The sequence below is a fragment of the Mycobacterium sp. NGS67 genome (assembly GCF_059812185.1).
Genome location: NZ_JCALCF010000007.1, coordinates 37,971 through 52,163 on the forward strand (window position 1 = coordinate 37,971; position 14,193 = coordinate 52,163).

At 67.1% G+C, this 14,193-nt stretch carries 16 protein-coding genes; 12 read left to right on the top strand and 4 right to left on the bottom strand.

All coding sequences use genetic code 11. The features are described 5' to 3' along the window. The first annotated feature begins 51 nt into the window (after positions 1 to 51). The 9 genes from alr to AC5Y4D_RS08190 all read left to right on the top strand — a co-directional run bounded on the left by alr (position 52) and on the right by AC5Y4D_RS08190 (position 7,946). Positions 52 to 1,209 carry an alanine racemase gene (alr, locus tag AC5Y4D_RS08150; RefSeq protein ID WP_500036927.1) on the top strand — a complete coding sequence of 386 codons (1,158 nt, stop codon included), beginning with the start codon at positions 52 to 54 and terminating at the stop codon, positions 1,207 to 1,209. A gap of 50 nt (positions 1,210 to 1,259) precedes the next feature. Next, complete coding sequence (locus AC5Y4D_RS08155) at positions 1,260 to 2,321, top strand: alpha/beta fold hydrolase (RefSeq protein WP_500036982.1); 1,062 nt, start codon at positions 1,260 to 1,262, stop codon at positions 2,319 to 2,321. Next, positions 2,314 to 2,775 carry a tRNA (adenosine(37)-N6)-threonylcarbamoyltransferase complex ATPase subunit type 1 TsaE gene (gene tsaE / locus AC5Y4D_RS08160; RefSeq protein ID WP_500036928.1) on the top strand — a complete coding sequence of 154 codons (462 nt, stop codon included), beginning with the start codon at positions 2,314 to 2,316 and terminating at the stop codon, positions 2,773 to 2,775. Before AC5Y4D_RS08155 ends, tsaE begins: the two co-directional genes overlap by 8 nt. Continuing rightward, positions 2,760 to 3,401 carry a tRNA (adenosine(37)-N6)-threonylcarbamoyltransferase complex dimerization subunit type 1 TsaB gene (gene tsaB / locus AC5Y4D_RS08165; RefSeq protein WP_500036929.1) on the top strand — a complete coding sequence of 214 codons (642 nt, stop codon included), beginning with the start codon at positions 2,760 to 2,762 and terminating at the stop codon, positions 3,399 to 3,401. The genes tsaE and tsaB overlap by 16 nt, the downstream gene beginning before the upstream one ends. Beyond that, positions 3,398 to 3,856 (top strand): ribosomal protein S18-alanine N-acetyltransferase, encoded by a 459-nt coding sequence (gene rimI, locus AC5Y4D_RS08170; RefSeq protein ID WP_500036930.1) that lies wholly within the window; start codon positions 3,398 to 3,400, stop codon positions 3,854 to 3,856. The genes tsaB and rimI overlap by 4 nt, the downstream gene beginning before the upstream one ends. After that, positions 3,853 to 4,878, top strand: a complete 1,026-nt coding sequence (gene tsaD, locus AC5Y4D_RS08175; RefSeq protein ID WP_500036931.1) for a tRNA (adenosine(37)-N6)-threonylcarbamoyltransferase complex transferase subunit TsaD — start codon at positions 3,853 to 3,855, stop codon at positions 4,876 to 4,878. Before rimI ends, tsaD begins: the two co-directional genes overlap by 4 nt. A gap of 221 nt (positions 4,879 to 5,099) precedes the next feature. Next, a complete protein-coding gene (groES, locus tag AC5Y4D_RS08180) occupies positions 5,100 to 5,402 on the top strand; it encodes a co-chaperone GroES (RefSeq protein ID WP_011739140.1) in 303 nt (100 codons plus the stop codon). 89 nt (positions 5,403 to 5,491) lie between these two features. Then, positions 5,492 to 7,111, top strand: a complete 1,620-nt coding sequence (gene groL / locus AC5Y4D_RS08185) for a chaperonin GroEL (RefSeq protein ID WP_499991921.1) — start codon at positions 5,492 to 5,494, stop codon at positions 7,109 to 7,111. A 214-nt stretch (positions 7,112 to 7,325) separates the two neighbouring features. Next, the gene (locus tag AC5Y4D_RS08190; protein WP_499991974.1) at positions 7,326 to 7,946 is read left to right on the top strand and encodes a methyltransferase domain-containing protein; all 621 of its coding nucleotides are present in this window, start codon (positions 7,326 to 7,328) and stop codon (positions 7,944 to 7,946) included. Between the two features lie 87 nt (positions 7,947 to 8,033). On the opposite strand, the gene AC5Y4D_RS08195 is transcribed toward AC5Y4D_RS08190, so the two are convergent. Further along, positions 8,034 to 8,624, bottom strand: coding sequence for a TetR/AcrR family transcriptional regulator (locus tag AC5Y4D_RS08195; RefSeq protein WP_499991975.1), 591 nt, complete (start codon positions 8,622 to 8,624; stop codon positions 8,034 to 8,036). A gap of 143 nt (positions 8,625 to 8,767) precedes the next feature. Here AC5Y4D_RS08195 and AC5Y4D_RS08200 point away from each other — a divergent pair, with 143 nt between their 5' ends. Beyond that, on the top strand, positions 8,768 to 9,709 hold the full coding sequence (locus AC5Y4D_RS08200; protein WP_499991923.1) for an oxygenase MpaB family protein: 942 nt from the start codon (positions 8,768 to 8,770) through the stop codon (positions 9,707 to 9,709). Here the strand turns inward: AC5Y4D_RS08200 and AC5Y4D_RS08205 are convergent. Both AC5Y4D_RS08205 and AC5Y4D_RS08210 read right to left on the bottom strand, forming a co-directional pair. Beyond that, complete coding sequence (locus tag AC5Y4D_RS08205) at positions 9,706 to 10,446, bottom strand: superoxide dismutase family protein (protein ID WP_499991924.1); 741 nt, start codon at positions 10,444 to 10,446, stop codon at positions 9,706 to 9,708. The genes AC5Y4D_RS08200 and AC5Y4D_RS08205 overlap by 4 nt on opposite strands. Before the next feature lie 60 nt (positions 10,447 to 10,506). Next, complete coding sequence (locus AC5Y4D_RS08210) at positions 10,507 to 11,049, bottom strand: hypothetical protein (RefSeq protein ID WP_499991926.1); 543 nt, start codon at positions 11,047 to 11,049, stop codon at positions 10,507 to 10,509. 83 nt (positions 11,050 to 11,132) lie between these two features. Here AC5Y4D_RS08210 and AC5Y4D_RS08215 point away from each other — a divergent pair, with 83 nt between their 5' ends. Further along, positions 11,133 to 12,191: an alpha/beta hydrolase gene (locus tag AC5Y4D_RS08215; RefSeq protein WP_499991928.1), complete on the top strand. Its 1,059-nt coding sequence runs from the start codon at positions 11,133 to 11,135 to the stop codon at positions 12,189 to 12,191. A 7-nt stretch (positions 12,192 to 12,198) separates the two neighbouring features. Here AC5Y4D_RS08215 and AC5Y4D_RS08220 read toward each other — a convergent pair whose 3' ends face one another. Then, complete coding sequence (locus AC5Y4D_RS08220) at positions 12,199 to 12,777, bottom strand: TetR/AcrR family transcriptional regulator (protein WP_499991930.1); 579 nt, start codon at positions 12,775 to 12,777, stop codon at positions 12,199 to 12,201. A 124-nt stretch (positions 12,778 to 12,901) separates the two neighbouring features. Between AC5Y4D_RS08220 and AC5Y4D_RS08225 the strand changes: the two genes are divergently transcribed. Then, the gene (locus tag AC5Y4D_RS08225) at positions 12,902 to 14,176 is read left to right on the top strand and encodes a cytochrome P450 (RefSeq protein WP_500036932.1); all 1,275 of its coding nucleotides are present in this window, start codon (positions 12,902 to 12,904) and stop codon (positions 14,174 to 14,176) included. Positions 14,177 to 14,193 lie beyond the last annotated feature (17 nt).

Here is a 14,193-nt window from a genome sequence, read left to right on the forward strand (position 1 = left end):
ACCGGGCGCACGCGCGAAACCCCGGCGCGCGGCTCTGGGACAATGGTCGGCGTGTCCGTCACGCCGATCTCCCTGACCCCCGGTGTGCTCGCCGAGGCCGTCGTCGACCTCGGCGCCATCGCCCACAACGTGCGGGTGCTGCGCGAACACGCGGGCAAGGCGCAGGTGATGGCCGTGGTCAAGGCCGACGGCTACGGTCACGGCGCCACCCGGGTCGCCTACGCCGCACTGGCCGCCGGCGCCACCGAACTCGGTGTGGCCACCGTCGACGAGGCGCTGGCCCTGCGCGCCGACGGCATCGCCGACCCGATCCTGGCCTGGCTGCACCCACCCGGTTTCGACTTCGCGCCGGCGCTGGCCGCCGACGTCGAGATCGCGGTCTCCTCGCTGCGCCAACTCTCCGAGCTGCTGGACGCGGTGCGCCGGACCGGTACGCAGGCCACCGTCACGGTGAAAGTGGACACCGGGCTGAACCGCAACGGGGTTGCCCCGGCTCAGTATCCGGACATGCTGGCCGCGCTGCGCCGCGCCGTGGCCGACGAGGAGATCCGGCTGCGGGGTCTGATGTCGCACCTGGTGTATGCCGACGCCCCCGACGAGGAGATCAACGACGTTCAGGCGCAACGGTTTCGCGACATGTTGAGCTACGCCCGTGAGCAGCAGGTGGATTTCGAGGTGGCGCACCTGTCGAACTCGTCGGCCACCATGGTCCGTCCCGACCTGACGTTCGACCTCGTTCGCCCGGGCATCGCCGTGTACGGCCTGAGCCCGGTTCCTACGCTGGGTGACATGGGTCTGGTCCCGGCGATGACGGTGAAAAGCTGTGTGGCGCTTGTCAAGTCGGTCAAGGCAGGGGAAGGGGTTTCCTACGGGCACACCTATATCGCGCCCCGCGACACGTATGTGGCGCTGCTGCCGATCGGCTACGCCGACGGGGTGATCCGCGCGCTGGGCAACCGCCTGGAAGTGTGGATCAACGGGCGGCGACGGTCCGGGGTGGGCCGGATCTGCATGGACCAGTTCGTCGTCGACCTCGGGCCGGGACAGCCCGACGTGACCGAGGGCGACGAGGCGATCCTTTTCGGACCAGGCACCCAGGGCGAGCCCACCGCGCAGGACTGGGCCGATCTCGTCGGCACCATCCACTACGAGGTGGTCACCGGCATCCGGGGACGTATCACCAGGAGCTACCGCGAGGCCACAGCTTGAGTTCTGAAGAGACCCGGAAGCAGAAGACCTGGCTTGCGGGCGGCGCCGGGCTGACCGCCGTCGCCACGCTCGTCGGCGCCTCGGCCCGCAAGACGATCGTCGGACGCGCTCTGACGGCCGACGACCCTTGGGCGGACGAGGATTTCGAGCGGCTGGACAGCGACCGCGCCGAAGTCGTCACCACCGACGACGGAGTGCCGCTCGCGGTGCGCGAAGCCGGGCCGAAGGACGCCCCGCTGACCGTCGTCTTCGCACACGGATTCTGTCTTCGCATGGGCGCCTTCCACTTTCAACGCATGCGACTCGGCGAGCTGTACGGTCCGCAGGTGCGGATGGTCTTCTACGACCAGCGCGGACACGGCCAGTCCGGCGAAGGCGAACCCGACTCCTACACACTGACCCAGCTAGGCCGGGACCTGGAGGCCGTGCTGCGGGTGATGGCGCCGGAGGGGTTGATCGTGTTGGTCGGCCACTCGATGGGCGGCATGACCGTGCTGTCGCATGCCCGGCAATTCCCCGACGAATACGGCCGCCGGATCGTGGGTGCGGCGCTGCTCTCCTCGGCGGCCGAAGGTGTCACCCGCTCCCCGCTCGGCGAGTTCCTGAAAAACCCTGCGCTGGAAGCGGTCCGGTTCGCCGCCAAGTCCGCGCCCAACTTGGTGCACCGGGGACGCAACGTGTCGCGCTCACTCATCGGGCCGATCCTGCGGGCAGCGTCCTACAGCGACCTGCAAGTCAGCCGCAGCCTGGACGCGTTCTCGCAGCGGATGATGAACGGCACCCCGATCGCCACCCTGGTCGGTTTCCTTCGCGCGCTGGAAACCCACGACGAGACCGCCGGATTGTGGACGCTGTTGAAGGTCCCCACCCTGATCGCGTGCGGCGACCACGACCTGCTCACCCCGGACGAATACTCGAGGCTGATGGCCGCCTCGCTGCCGCGATCCGAACTGGTGATCGTGGAAGGGGCCAGTCATCTGGCGTTGCTGGACAAACCCGACGCCATCAACGACGGGCTGGTCCGGCTGATCGAGCGGTCGCTGCCGGGCAAGCACGCACTGCGTTACCGGCGGTGGCAGCAACGTTTGCGGAAGCGGTTGCGGCGTGGTTGATTCCGGGACGGCGACGTGCGAACGCGTCGAGGACACCATCGCGCTGGGATCCCGGCTCGGCGAGCCGCTGCGCGCCGGGGACGTGGTGGTGCTGACCGGTCCGCTCGGGGCCGGAAAAACGGTGCTGGCCAAGGGAATCGCTGCGGCCATGGACGTCGACGGCACGGTCACCTCTCCGACGTTCGTGCTGGCCCGGGTGCACCCGGCGCGGGTGACCGGTCGGCCGGCGATGATCCACGTCGACGTCTACCGCCTGCTGGACGCCCCCGGCGCCGACCTGCTCGGCGAGCTGGACTCGCTGGACCTCGACACCGAACTCGAGGACGCTGTCGTCGTCGTGGAGTGGGGTGAGGGATTGGTGGAACGGCTGGCAGAGCGCCATCTGGACATCCGGTTGGAGCGCGTCACCCACTCCGACGTTCGGATCGCCACCTGGGAATGGGTCGGCAAGTGAGCATCGTCTTGGCGTTGGACACCGCCACCCCGGCCGTCACCGCGGGCGTGGTGCGCGTCGAGCGCGGCGACTTCCTCACCCTGAGCGAGCGCATCACCGTCGATCCCCGCGCGCACGCTGAGCTGCTGACCCCGAATGTCGTTGCCGCACTGGCGGATGCGGACCTGTCGATGACCGACCTGGACGCGGTGGTGGTGGGCTGCGGCCCCGGGCCGTTCACCGGGTTGCGGGCCGGCATAGCTACCGCCGCCGCCTTCGGCCACGCGTTGGATATCCCCGTGCACGGCGTGTGCAGCCTGGACACGGTCGGCCGGCTGACCACCGGCGAGACACTGGTCGTCACCGACGCCCGCCGCCGCGAAATCTATTGGGCCCGTTACCGCGACGGGTCGCGCACCGAGGGTCCGGCCGTCAGCGCCCCGGCCGACGTCGACGCCGGTCCGGCTCGTTCCGTCGCCGGCTCGCCCGAGCATGCGGCGCTGTTCGGGCTACCGGTCTGCGGACCGGTCCACCCGACCCCCGAAGGTCTGGCGCGCGCAGTACCGGATTGGTCGGCCGAGCCGGCACCGCTGGTCGCGCTGTACCTGCGCCGCCCGGACGCCAAGCCGTTGGCGGCCCGGCCGTGACCGTCGACATCGCGCTGGGCGGGCTGACCCGCGCCGACGCCCGCCGGTGCGCCGAGTTGGAGGCGCTGTTGTTCGACGGTGACGACCCCTGGCCGGCCGTGGCGTTCGAACGCGAATTGGCCAGCAAGACAAATCATTACGTGGCCGCGCGCTGCGGCGACACGCTGGTGGGCTATGCGGGCATCTCCCGGCTGGGCCGGGTGGCGCCGTTCGAGTACGAGGTGCACACCATCGGGGTGGACCCTTCGTTTCAGGGCCGGGGGATCGGGCGCCAATTGCTGGAAGCCTTACTGGATTTCGCCGACGGCGGCGCCGTCTATCTGGAGGTGCGCACCGACAACGAAGCGGCCCTCGGGTTGTATCGCAGTGTGGGATTCGAACAGATCGGCCTGCGCAAGCGGTACTACCGGGTCAGCGGCGCCGATGCCTACACGATGCGAAGGGACGCCCGATGACGACCATCTTGGCCATCGAAACCTCTTGTGACGAAACGGGAGTCGGGATCGCTCGACTGGCGGATGACGGCACCGTGGCACTGTTGGCGGACGAGGTCGCGTCCAGCGTCGACGAGCATGTGCGCTTCGGCGGGGTGGTCCCCGAGATCGCCTCGCGTGCGCACTTGGAGGCCCTCGGTCCCGCGATGCGCCGGGCGCTGGTGACGGCGGGGTTGGACAAGCCCGACGTCGTCGCCGCGACGATCGGACCGGGACTGGCCGGCGCTCTGCTGGTGGGAGTGGCTGCGGCCAAAGCGTATTCGGCCGCGTGGGGGGTTCCGTTCTACGCCGTCAATCACCTCGGCGGGCACCTGGCCGCCGACGTGTACGAGCACGGGCCGTTGCCCGAGTGCGTGGCGTTGCTGGTGTCCGGTGGGCACACGCACCTGTTGCACGTCCGCTCGCTCGGCGAGCCGATCGTCGAGCTGGGCAGCACCGTCGACGACGCCGCGGGCGAGGCCTATGACAAAGTCGCCCGCCTGCTGGGGTTGGGCTATCCGGGCGGGCGGGTGCTCGACGAGTTGGCGCGCACCGGCGACCCACAGGCGGTGGTGTTCCCGCGCGGCATGACCGGTCCCCGCGACGACCCGTACGCGTTCAGCTTCTCCGGGCTCAAGACCGCCGTTGCGCGGTATGTGGAGGGCCATCCCGACTTCCGCGACGCAGATGTCGCGGCCGGATTCCAGGAATCGGTCGCCGACGTGCTGACCCGCAAGGCGGTGCGGGCCGCCACCGAGCTGGGGGTGTCGACGCTGCTGATCGCCGGGGGAGTGGCGGCCAACTCGCGGCTGCGCGAGCTGGCCACCGAGCGTTGCGCCGAGGCCGGCCTGACGTTGCGGATCCCGCGGCCGCGGCTGTGCACCGACAACGGGGCGATGATCGCCTCGTTCGCCGCGCATCTGGTGGCCGCGGGCGCGCCGCCGTCGCCGCTGGATGCGGCCAGCGACCCGGGTCTGCCGGTGGTGAAGGGACAGGTCAGCTGACGAAGCACCGGGGCGCCCTTGAGTGCTAGCACTCTCATGTATAGAGTGCTAGGTGGCAGTCGGACGACCCCCTGTTCCGGCACCCGCGACGACGGCGCGAGGGCACCCGAAGACTGCCGAAACACCTGGTAATCCGGCCGGTTCGAGGGCACGCCTGCGACCGGCTGTCAACTCCGGTCCGGGAACCCCGGACCCGATCCAAATAGTGGAGGGCTCCAATCGTGGCGAAGGTGAACATCAAGCCACTCGAGGACAAGATTCTCGTGCAGGCCAACGAGGCCGAGACCACGACCGCTTCCGGTCTGGTCATTCCTGACACCGCCAAAGAGAAGCCCCAAGAGGGCACCGTCGTCGCAGTCGGCCCCGGCCGTTGGGACGAGGACGGCGAAAAGCGGATTCCGCTCGACGTCGCCGAGGGTGACACCGTCATCTACAGCAAGTACGGCGGCACCGAAATCAAGTACGGCGGCGAGGAGTACCTGATCCTGTCGGCACGCGACGTGCTGGCTGTCGTTTCCAAGTAAGACACCGTGTTCCGCCCCGGCGATCCCCGTGCTGTGCGCACGGGCGGTTTCCGGGGCGGGATGCGTTAGAAGCTGGGGTTAAGGACCTGATGAGCAAAATTATCGAGTACGACGCGACCGCGCGTCGCGCCATGGAAGCGGGCGTGAACAAGCTCGCCGACGCGGTCAAGGTGACGTTGGGGCCCGGCGGCCGACACGTGGTGCTGGCCAAGGCCTTCGGCGGACCGCAGGTCACCAACGACGGGGTGACCGTCGCACGTGAGATCGACCTGGAAGACCCGTTCGAGAACCTGGGCGCCCAACTGGTGAAGTCGGTGGCCACCAAGACCAACGACGTCGCCGGTGACGGCACCACCACGGCCACCGTGCTGGCCCAGGCGCTGGTCAAGGGCGGCCTTCGCCTCGTGGCAGCCGGGGCCAACCCGATCGCGCTGGGTTCGGGTATCTCCAAGGCCGCCGATGCGGTGTCGGAGGCGCTGCTGGCCGCGGCCACCCCGGTCTCCGGCAAGGACGCCATCGCCCAGGTGGCGACCGTGTCCTCGCGGGACGAGCTGATCGGCGGGCTGGTCGGCGAGGCGATGACCAAGGTCGGCGCCGACGGCGTGGTCAGCGTCGAGGAATCCTCCACGCTGAACACCGAACTGGAGTTCACCGAGGGCGTCGGCTTCGACAAAGGGTTCCTGTCGGCCTACTTCGTCACCGACTTCGACTCCCAGGAAGCCGTGCTCGACGACCCGCTGATCCTGCTGCACCAGGACAAGATCAGCTCGTTGCCCGACCTGCTTCCGCTTTTGGAGAAGGTCGCCGAGGCCGGCAAGCCGCTGGTGATCGTCGCTGAGGACGTCGAGGGTGAGGCGCTGGCCACGCTGGTGGTCAACTCGATCCGCAAGACGCTCAAGGCTGTTGCGGTCAAGGCGCCGTACTTCGGCGACCGGCGCAAGGCGTTCCTGCAGGACCTGGCGATCGTGACCGGCGGCGAGGTGGTCAACCCCGACACCGGTCTGCTGCTGCGCGAGGTCGGCCTCGACGTGCTGGGCACCGCCCGGCGGGTGGTGGTCAACAAGGACGACACGATCATCGTCGACGGCGGCGGCTCCAAGGATGCGGTCGCCAACCGGATCAAGCACCTGCGCGCCGAGATCGAAGCCAGCGACTCCGACTGGGATCGGGAGAAGCTGCAGGAACGGCTGGCCAAGCTGGCCGGCGGGGTGGCCGTGATCAAGGTCGGTGCCGCCACCGAGACGGCGTTGAAGGAGCGCAAAGAGAGCGTGGAGGACGCGGTCGCGGCGGCCAAGGCCGCGGTCGAGGAAGGCATCGTCGCCGGCGGCGGTTCGGCGCTGATCCAGGCCCGCCACGTTCTGGAGTCGCTGCGCAACGCGCTCAGCGGTGACGAGCGGGTCGGCGTCGACGTGTTCGCCGATGCGCTCGCCGCGCCGCTGTACTGGATTGCCACCAACGCCGGGCTTGACGGCGCGGTCGCGGTCAACAAGGTCGGCGAGCTGCCCAACGGGCAGGGTCTGAACGCCGCGAGCCGGACCTACGGGGACCTGGCGGCTGACGGCATCGTCGACCCGGTCAAGGTGACCCGTTCGGCGGTGCTCAACGCGTCGTCGGTGGCGCGGATGGTGCTGACCACGGAGACGGCGGTCGTCGAGAAGCCCGCCGAGGCCGCCGACGATGGTCACGGCCACGGCCATCACCACCACTGAGAACATTTCCGACGGAGCGCCCCGGTCCCTGCGGCCGGGGCGCTTCGTCGCCTCGGAGTGCCGCGTGCATCAGTTCAGCCTCGGCGAAACTCAACGGCTTCAAGTTTCACGACCGCCCCTGAATAGTCGCTGCGCGGATCAAGCATTATTGGGCGGGGCGGCACGTCTTCAATGAATCAGTTCTGAGGTAACGATCATGGGTTTACGCCAGCGAATGTTGGCGACGATCGCCGGGCAACTCGGCCGGCCGCACGGTCTGGTGGGCCGTGGCGTCGCGCTACTGCTCAACCGCGGCAATCGACGGGCGATGGTCGGCGCTGTCGATGCGACGGCTGCGTCGGCCGGAAACACGGTGGCCGACATCGGTTTTGGTGGTGGACTAGGGCTCGACCTGTTTTTGCAGCGGGTTGGCCCGCAGGGCACCGTCTTCGGTGTGGAGGTCGCCGAGGACATGCTCACGCGCGCCCGGGCGCGCTTCGAGACCCAGATCGCTGCCGGCCGGATCAGTCTGCTCACCGGGTCGCTGACCGCATTGCCGCTCGACGATCGCTCGCTCGATGCGGCGATCTCCGTCAACACCATGTACTTCGTGCCAGACCTCGACGTCGCGTGTGCTGAACTCGCGCGGGTGGTACGTCCCGGCGGCCGAGCAGTGTTGGGTATCGGTGACCCTGACGCGATGGCCCGTTTGCCTTTCACTGCTTATGGTTTCGAGCTACGCCCGATCGACGAGATCGTCGTTGCCTTGAAAAAGGCGGGATTTGGCGAAGTCACGCAGCGCCGCCTCGACGAGGCCGCGATCACTCATCACCTTGTTGTCGCGATCAGGTCCTAGACGGCGGCAACGTGCGGCATCGCCCTTGTCGAGGCCGTCGAGCGCGCTGAGGTCCTTTCGGAGGTGCCGCGGCGCGTCAGCGGATGCTCATCGGCGTTCGTCCCCGAGTCGATCAGGGCGCCGCCCTGCCAGCAGACCGGTGGAGGCAAACTTCAGCCCGGTGCGTAGTTCCTCCAGCCGAATCGGGTCGTCGGATTCGATGTAACGCAGGGTCGTCGCCACGGCCATATTGAAGAACAGCCAAGCCAACGCCTTCGGGCTCAACTCGTCGCGATACTCGCTGCGGTAATGGTTTATGTGCAGCGTGGTCATCGCCAGCAGGGTGGCGTTGAGTCCGGAGATCTTCTCGAAGGTGCGGACGTGGTCGGGGCGTTCGGCGAGGTAGCGGATCAACCGGCGGTTGGCGATGGTGAACTCGATCAGGATGTCGATCGACGACTCCATGGCCGATTCCGGGCGGTCCAGCGTGATTGCCCGCAGCATCTCCTCGATGGCGGGCGCCTGTTCGGCGGCCAGTTGCTCGATGGCGGCGTTGATCATCTGCTCCTTGTTGGCGAAGTACTGATAGATCGATCCCTTGCTGATGCCGGCCTGCTCGGCGATCAGATTGGTGGTGATCTGCTCCGGCGCGTGTCGGTGCAGCAACGACACCGTCGTCGACACGATTTTTGCGACCATCTCCCGGGAACGTGCCTGCTGTGGCACCTTCCGACGCTCTGACCTGGACTTTGCTGTGCTCATCAGAACCCCTGACGCGACTTGAATGCGACCTGACGGTCATATTAGCCTCGAAGCATCAGATCGACCGGAGGGGGACACCGGTGACCGCCAGCAGAAGGCTCGATATCCGACAGGACCATGCGGACTCCGAAGCGATCGAACTCGTTCCGCCGGATTCCCTGACCGCCGAGCACACCGGACGTTGGACGTTCCTCATCCTCGAAGGTGCGGCGTTCATGATGCAGGCGATGCATCCGGTCATCGCCGAGATCACCGGTAAATACTCCGCAGCCTTCCACGGCGACGCGGGCGGCCGCGCGATACGTTCCGTCGACTCGGTGCTTCGCTGGACTTACGGCGGCACCGAAGCCAAGGCCGAGGGTGACCGAGTGCGCGCGATGCACCAGCCGATCACCATGAAAAGCGCCGAAACCGGTAAGCAGATCAGCGCCCTGAACCCCGAGGCCTACCAGTGGGTGATCGCCACCGGCTACATCGTCAACGCACAGGCCGGCAAATTACTGATCGGGCGGGAGTTCACCGACGTCGAGAAGCAGGAGCTGCTGCGCGACAACCGGCGACTGGCTCGACTGCTGCATGTGCCGATGCGCGGTTACCCCGAGTCACAGCAGGAGATGGCCGAGTATTTCGAGTCGATGCTGGACACGCTGCAGGGCACGCCCCAAGCGCTGCAACTGATCCACGATCTGCAGATCGGCAAGGTCGATCTGCCGCCCTCATTCCCGAAGCCGCTGGCCCCGCTGGCGAGAGCGTTGGTGCTGCCCGCACTGCGACTGAACTATCTGTCGATCGTCGGGTTGCTGGATCCACGTCTTCGCGAAAAGCTCGGTGTCACATGGAGCGCCAAAGAGGAACGGCAGCTCACCAGGCGCTACTTCGTGATCCGCACCGCCTACCGATTGCTGCCCGACCGGCTCACCTATTTCCCGTTGGCCTACCACGCCCGCAAACATCACCAGTGCCTGGCGAAGATGAAAGAGCGCCAACAGAAGTCGTTCGCCTACAACCTGCCTCGCCCTTAACCGCCGCCGGGCTGGCTGGAAGTCGTCAGCGTGGTGGTCGGCGAGATGCTGCTGCTCGGGGTGCTGCTGACCGTCACGGTGCTGGTACTCGTGCTGGTCAATGGTGGTGGCACGACGACGGTGGTCGTGACCGTGCTGACGCTGGTTGTCGTCGTCGTTGTCGTCGTGGTGGTTGTGGTGGACGAGGTTGCAGCTGGCGCGGCAATCACACCGCAGGCGATCCGCTTGCCGGACTCCTCGCCCTCGCCGCTGAAGGTCCCCGGAGTCTGGTGGACGACCAGAGCAGTACCCGAGCCATTCCTCAGGTCCGCCGCCGTGAATGCGCTGGTGGTCGTGACAAGCTTCGCCGAGCCGTCGGGGCGCACTTGCAGAGACGTGAGATCGCCGCTGGCGGGATTACCCGTGTGATTCGGCGCCTGGTAGACCTCGCCGGCGGAGCTGAAGCTTCCGGACGCATCGCAGGTGCCCACCGAGTGGACCTGCAGGCCGTGGAAGCCGGGGCTGAGGACCTGGTTGGGGCCGGCCTCCACCGTCACGGTCGCGTAGCCGTTCGCGAATTCAAAAGTGGCGTTACCGACCTGACTGCCGTCGGTGCCCTTCAACTGAGTGGTCATCCTCTCCGCACCAGGCGAAGAGCTAGACGACGTTGCGGATTGGCCGCCCCGGTCGTTGGCGCACGCTGCTAACGGTGCGGCCGCGGTCAGCGCCGCGACCGCGAATAACACGCCCATTTTCATGGATGGTGCCTACCCTCCGCGGCCGCCACCGAAACTCGTGGGAATGGCGGTTGAGCACCCCTAACGTGGCGTCCGGCCAAAAGCTTGCTCAGCGGGAACAGGTCCCACATCGGAGTGGCGGCCCGGCAATCGCGCCGCGTGCCGCTGCCCCGGGCCCGGGCCACGCCGGGCGGCGAGGGCGTCGGCGACGGCGCCGGTGGCGAACGCATACACCGCCTTGTGCAGCACATCGAGAATCAGCTCGTGGCGCGGCCAGGTCTGCGGCGGTGCCCCGACACCCGTCGCGTTCTCGAGAATTTGGTCATTGGTCAGCCGCACCACCGTGAACTTGGCCGAAGCCCCCGGTCCGCGAAGCCCGACCTCAGCCATCGCCGAGCGCAGCACCCCTAACAGCGCGGCCTGTCCGTAGTGCATCGCCCAGTTGGCGACCAATCTACTTCCGGGAGAGGAGAATTGGCGGCCGGTGAGGCGCTCCAGCACCGCTGCGGGCACGTAGGAGTTCGGCCGATCGGTGAGACGTTGCTCGACCTTTTCGCCGAGCGTCATGACGACCGCCCCAGCAGTGCCGGCAATCAGGCCTTCACGCAGAGAATCTCGCAGCATCTTCGCGCGATACCCTCGCAGCCCTCCCGGAAACATCCGCGCTGTCGCGGCCTCAGTTCGCTGATCAGGGTTAGGCTCCGCGGGTGACGCGACTTGCACTGATCGCCGCCTTGGGCATGGCCGCTTTGGCGGCGCGACGGTATGCGGCCATGCGCGAGGCCATGGCCGCGGTGGCGCCCGATTTCCGCAGTCCGGTACTGCCGTTTCTGCCTGCCACCACGCGCGCCTGGTTGCTTCCCGTCTTTCGCTTCAACTCGCGGATACGCACGCCGTCCGGGCCCGGCGTGACGGTGACCGAGTGCCGCATCGGGGAATCTTCCCTGCGGGTGCTGATCACCACTCCGACGGACGGCTCGACACCACGGCCGGGCGTGCTGTACATCCACGGCGGCGGATACGTGGTGGGCTCACCGCAAATGGAAGCGTTCGGAACCGGGCAACTGGCAAGGGAACTCGGCGTCGTCGCCGCATCACCCGACTACCGGCTGGCCCCCGAACATCCCTTCCCGGCCGCGCTCGACGACTGTATGACCACGCTGCGGTGGATGCGGGCTAACGCCGACGAACTGGGTATCGATCCGCAGCGGATCGCCGTCATGGGGGGCAGTGCCGGTGGCGGCCTGGCCGCCGCCGTCGCGCAACGCAGCCACGACGAAGGGATTCCGCTGCGGGCGCAGGTGCTGCTGTATCCGATGCTCGACGACCGCACCGTCCTGCGAGCCGACCATGCCGGGCGGGGCCGATTCCTGTGGACGCCGGAATCCAACCGGTTCGGCTGGACCAGCTACCTCGGTCACGAGCCGCGGCTGTCGGATGCGCCGCAGTACGCGGCGCCGGCACGGCGCGAGGAATTGACCGGTTTGCCGCCGGCCTGGATCGGCGTCGGCGAACTGGATCTGTTCCACGACGAGAATGTCGACTACGCAAGAAGACTCGAGGCGGCCGGGGTTCCGTGCACGCTGGTCACCGTCCCGCAGATGTATCACGGCGCGGACCTGTTTGCCTCGAAGACGTTGGTGTTGAAGGACTTTCATGCCGGAGCGCGCGAGCACTTGCGTCTTCATCTAGACCTTGCCAGTGCATGTAGAACAAAAACGCAGTGCATTCGCCGGCCGCCTGGGAGCTGGGGTTATCTGTCGTAACACCCGGCTACCGGCGCGGCGCGCGTAGGCCGAGCACGCGACGACCGGCATCGACCAGTAGATCGCGCAGCGTGTCCTCGTCGAGGTCGGCAACGCGCGGGTCGACCGCCGCGGCGACACCCGCCATCACGATCGAGGCCTTTGCCCGACCGGCCGGCCCCGGCTCGACGCCGGCCAGCAGGTCGATCTGACGTTCGATCAGCCGACTCCAGGTCAGATTGGTGCGAAGCACCTCCAACACCCCTGGGTCGAGCGCCAGCACTGCGGCAACTTTGCGGTTGGCCGCCAGATGAGCGGCGTAGCCCTGCAGCAGGTGATCGGCACGCGCGTTGGGTGTACGACGTGACTCGGCTTCGTCGACGATGCCGCGTAATTGCTCGAGCATGGGTTCCAGAATGGCCCACAGCAACTCTTCGCGAGTGCGGAAGTGGTGGTAGATCGCACCCTTGGTGAAGCCCAGCTCGTCGGCGATCATCTGTAGCGAGGTGCCCGCATAGCTATGGCGGGCAAAGAGTCTCACAGCGACCGCCATCAGGCGTCCGCTGGTCCGGGCGTCGCTGTCGTCGTGTGCCAGTTCGCTTGTCATGTCGCTTCCAGTCCGTGTTCCACCTCACAATACCTGGTCGATCGTCCAGTTGTCTTCTATACGATCGTCCAGTAATCTCCTATACGTTCGTCCAGCTGCAAACGTGCGACAAGGAAGGATCATCATGACCATCGACGGCCTGTCGTCGCTCGACTTCTTCAGCGACGAGCGTCTCGTCGAAGACCCCTATCCCTATTTCGAAGCGCTGCGCTCCGCCTGCCCGGTGGCTCGCGAAGGCCGTCACGACGTCACGATGGTCACCGGATGGCAAGAAGCGGTTGACGTCTACAACGACGACGAGACGTGGTCGTCCTGCATCTCGGTGACCGGTCCGTTCCCCGGTTTCCCCGTGGAACTGAAGGGCGATATCGCCGCGCTCATCGACCAGCACCGTCACGAGCTGCCGTTCAGCGATCAGCTGCCGACGCTGGATCCGCCGGTGCACACCGACCACCGCGCGCTGATGATGCGGTTGATCACGCCGAAGCGCCTCAAGGAGAACGAGGACGCGATGTGGCAGCTGGCCGATCAGGTGCTCGACTCTTACCTCGCGGCCGAAAATGGCGATTTCATTGAGGGATTCGCCGGCCCGTTCACTTTCCTCGTCATCGCCGACCTGCTGGGCGTGCCGAGTCAGGACCGCACCGCACTCGTCGAAAGTCTGCGCCGCAACGCCGACGACGGGTTCGGTGGCAGCGGTGAGCAGGCGTTGGCGCACAGTCCGTTGGCGTTTCTCTACGACCGCTTCGCCGGCTACGTCGAACAGCGCCGGGCCGACCCGCAGGACGACGTGCTGACCGGTTTGGCCACGGCCACCTTCCCCGACGGGTCCACGCCCGCCGTCGCCGACGTGGCGCGCGTGGCGACCAATGTCTTCTCGGCAGGTCAGGAGACCACCGTCCGCCTGTTGGGCAGCGCGCTGAAGATAATCGCCGAGAATGCCGAGATCCAGGCCGCTCTGCGGGCCGACCGTTGCCTCATCCCGAACTTCATCGAAGAGGCGTTGCGCACAGAAAGTCCCGTCAAAGGCGACTTCCGGCTCTCGCGTGTGCCGACAACCGTTGGCGGAGTTGCGTTGTCGGCCGGCACCACGGTAATGGTGCTCAACGGCGCCGCCAATCGCGATCCGCGCCGCTTCGAAGACCCCGACGTGTTCGACCCGGCGCGCAAGAACGCCCGTCAGCACTTAGCCTTCGGACGCGGCATTCACAGCTGCCCGGGTGCACCATTGGCACGCGCCGAAACCCGGGTCGCGATCGAGCGACTGCTGGACCGCACCGGCCACATCCGGATCAGCGAAACTCATCACGGTCCGGCCGAAAACCGCCGCTATCAATACATTCCGACGTTCATCCTGCGCGGCCTCACCCACCTGCAGCTGGAATTCACGCCCGCCTGACGGCGCTCAACGAAAGG

Coding starts and splice junctions, on each gene's coding strand:
- AC5Y4D_RS08195 (WP_499991975.1), bottom strand. CDS start 8,624: ATGGTCGCAAAAATCGTGTCGACGACGGTGTCGTTGCTGCACCGACAC.
- AC5Y4D_RS08220 (WP_499991930.1), bottom strand. CDS start 12,777: ATGACAAGCGAACTGGCACACGACGACAGCGACGCCCGGACCAGCGGA.
- AC5Y4D_RS08190 (WP_499991974.1), top strand. CDS start 7,326: ATGTTGGCGACGATCGCCGGGCAACTCGGCCGGCCGCACGGTCTGGTG.
- AC5Y4D_RS08205 (WP_499991924.1), bottom strand. CDS start 10,446: ATGAAAATGGGCGTGTTATTCGCGGTCGCGGCGCTGACCGCGGCCGCA.
- AC5Y4D_RS08210 (WP_499991926.1), bottom strand. CDS start 11,049: ATGCTGCGAGATTCTCTGCGTGAAGGCCTGATTGCCGGCACTGCTGGG.
- tsaD (WP_500036931.1), top strand. CDS start 3,853: ATGACGACCATCTTGGCCATCGAAACCTCTTGTGACGAAACGGGAGTC.
- groL (WP_499991921.1), top strand. CDS start 5,492: ATGAGCAAAATTATCGAGTACGACGCGACCGCGCGTCGCGCCATGGAA.
- tsaB (WP_500036929.1), top strand. CDS start 2,760: ATGGGTCGGCAAGTGAGCATCGTCTTGGCGTTGGACACCGCCACCCCG.
- AC5Y4D_RS08225 (WP_500036932.1), top strand. CDS start 12,902: ATGACCATCGACGGCCTGTCGTCGCTCGACTTCTTCAGCGACGAGCGT.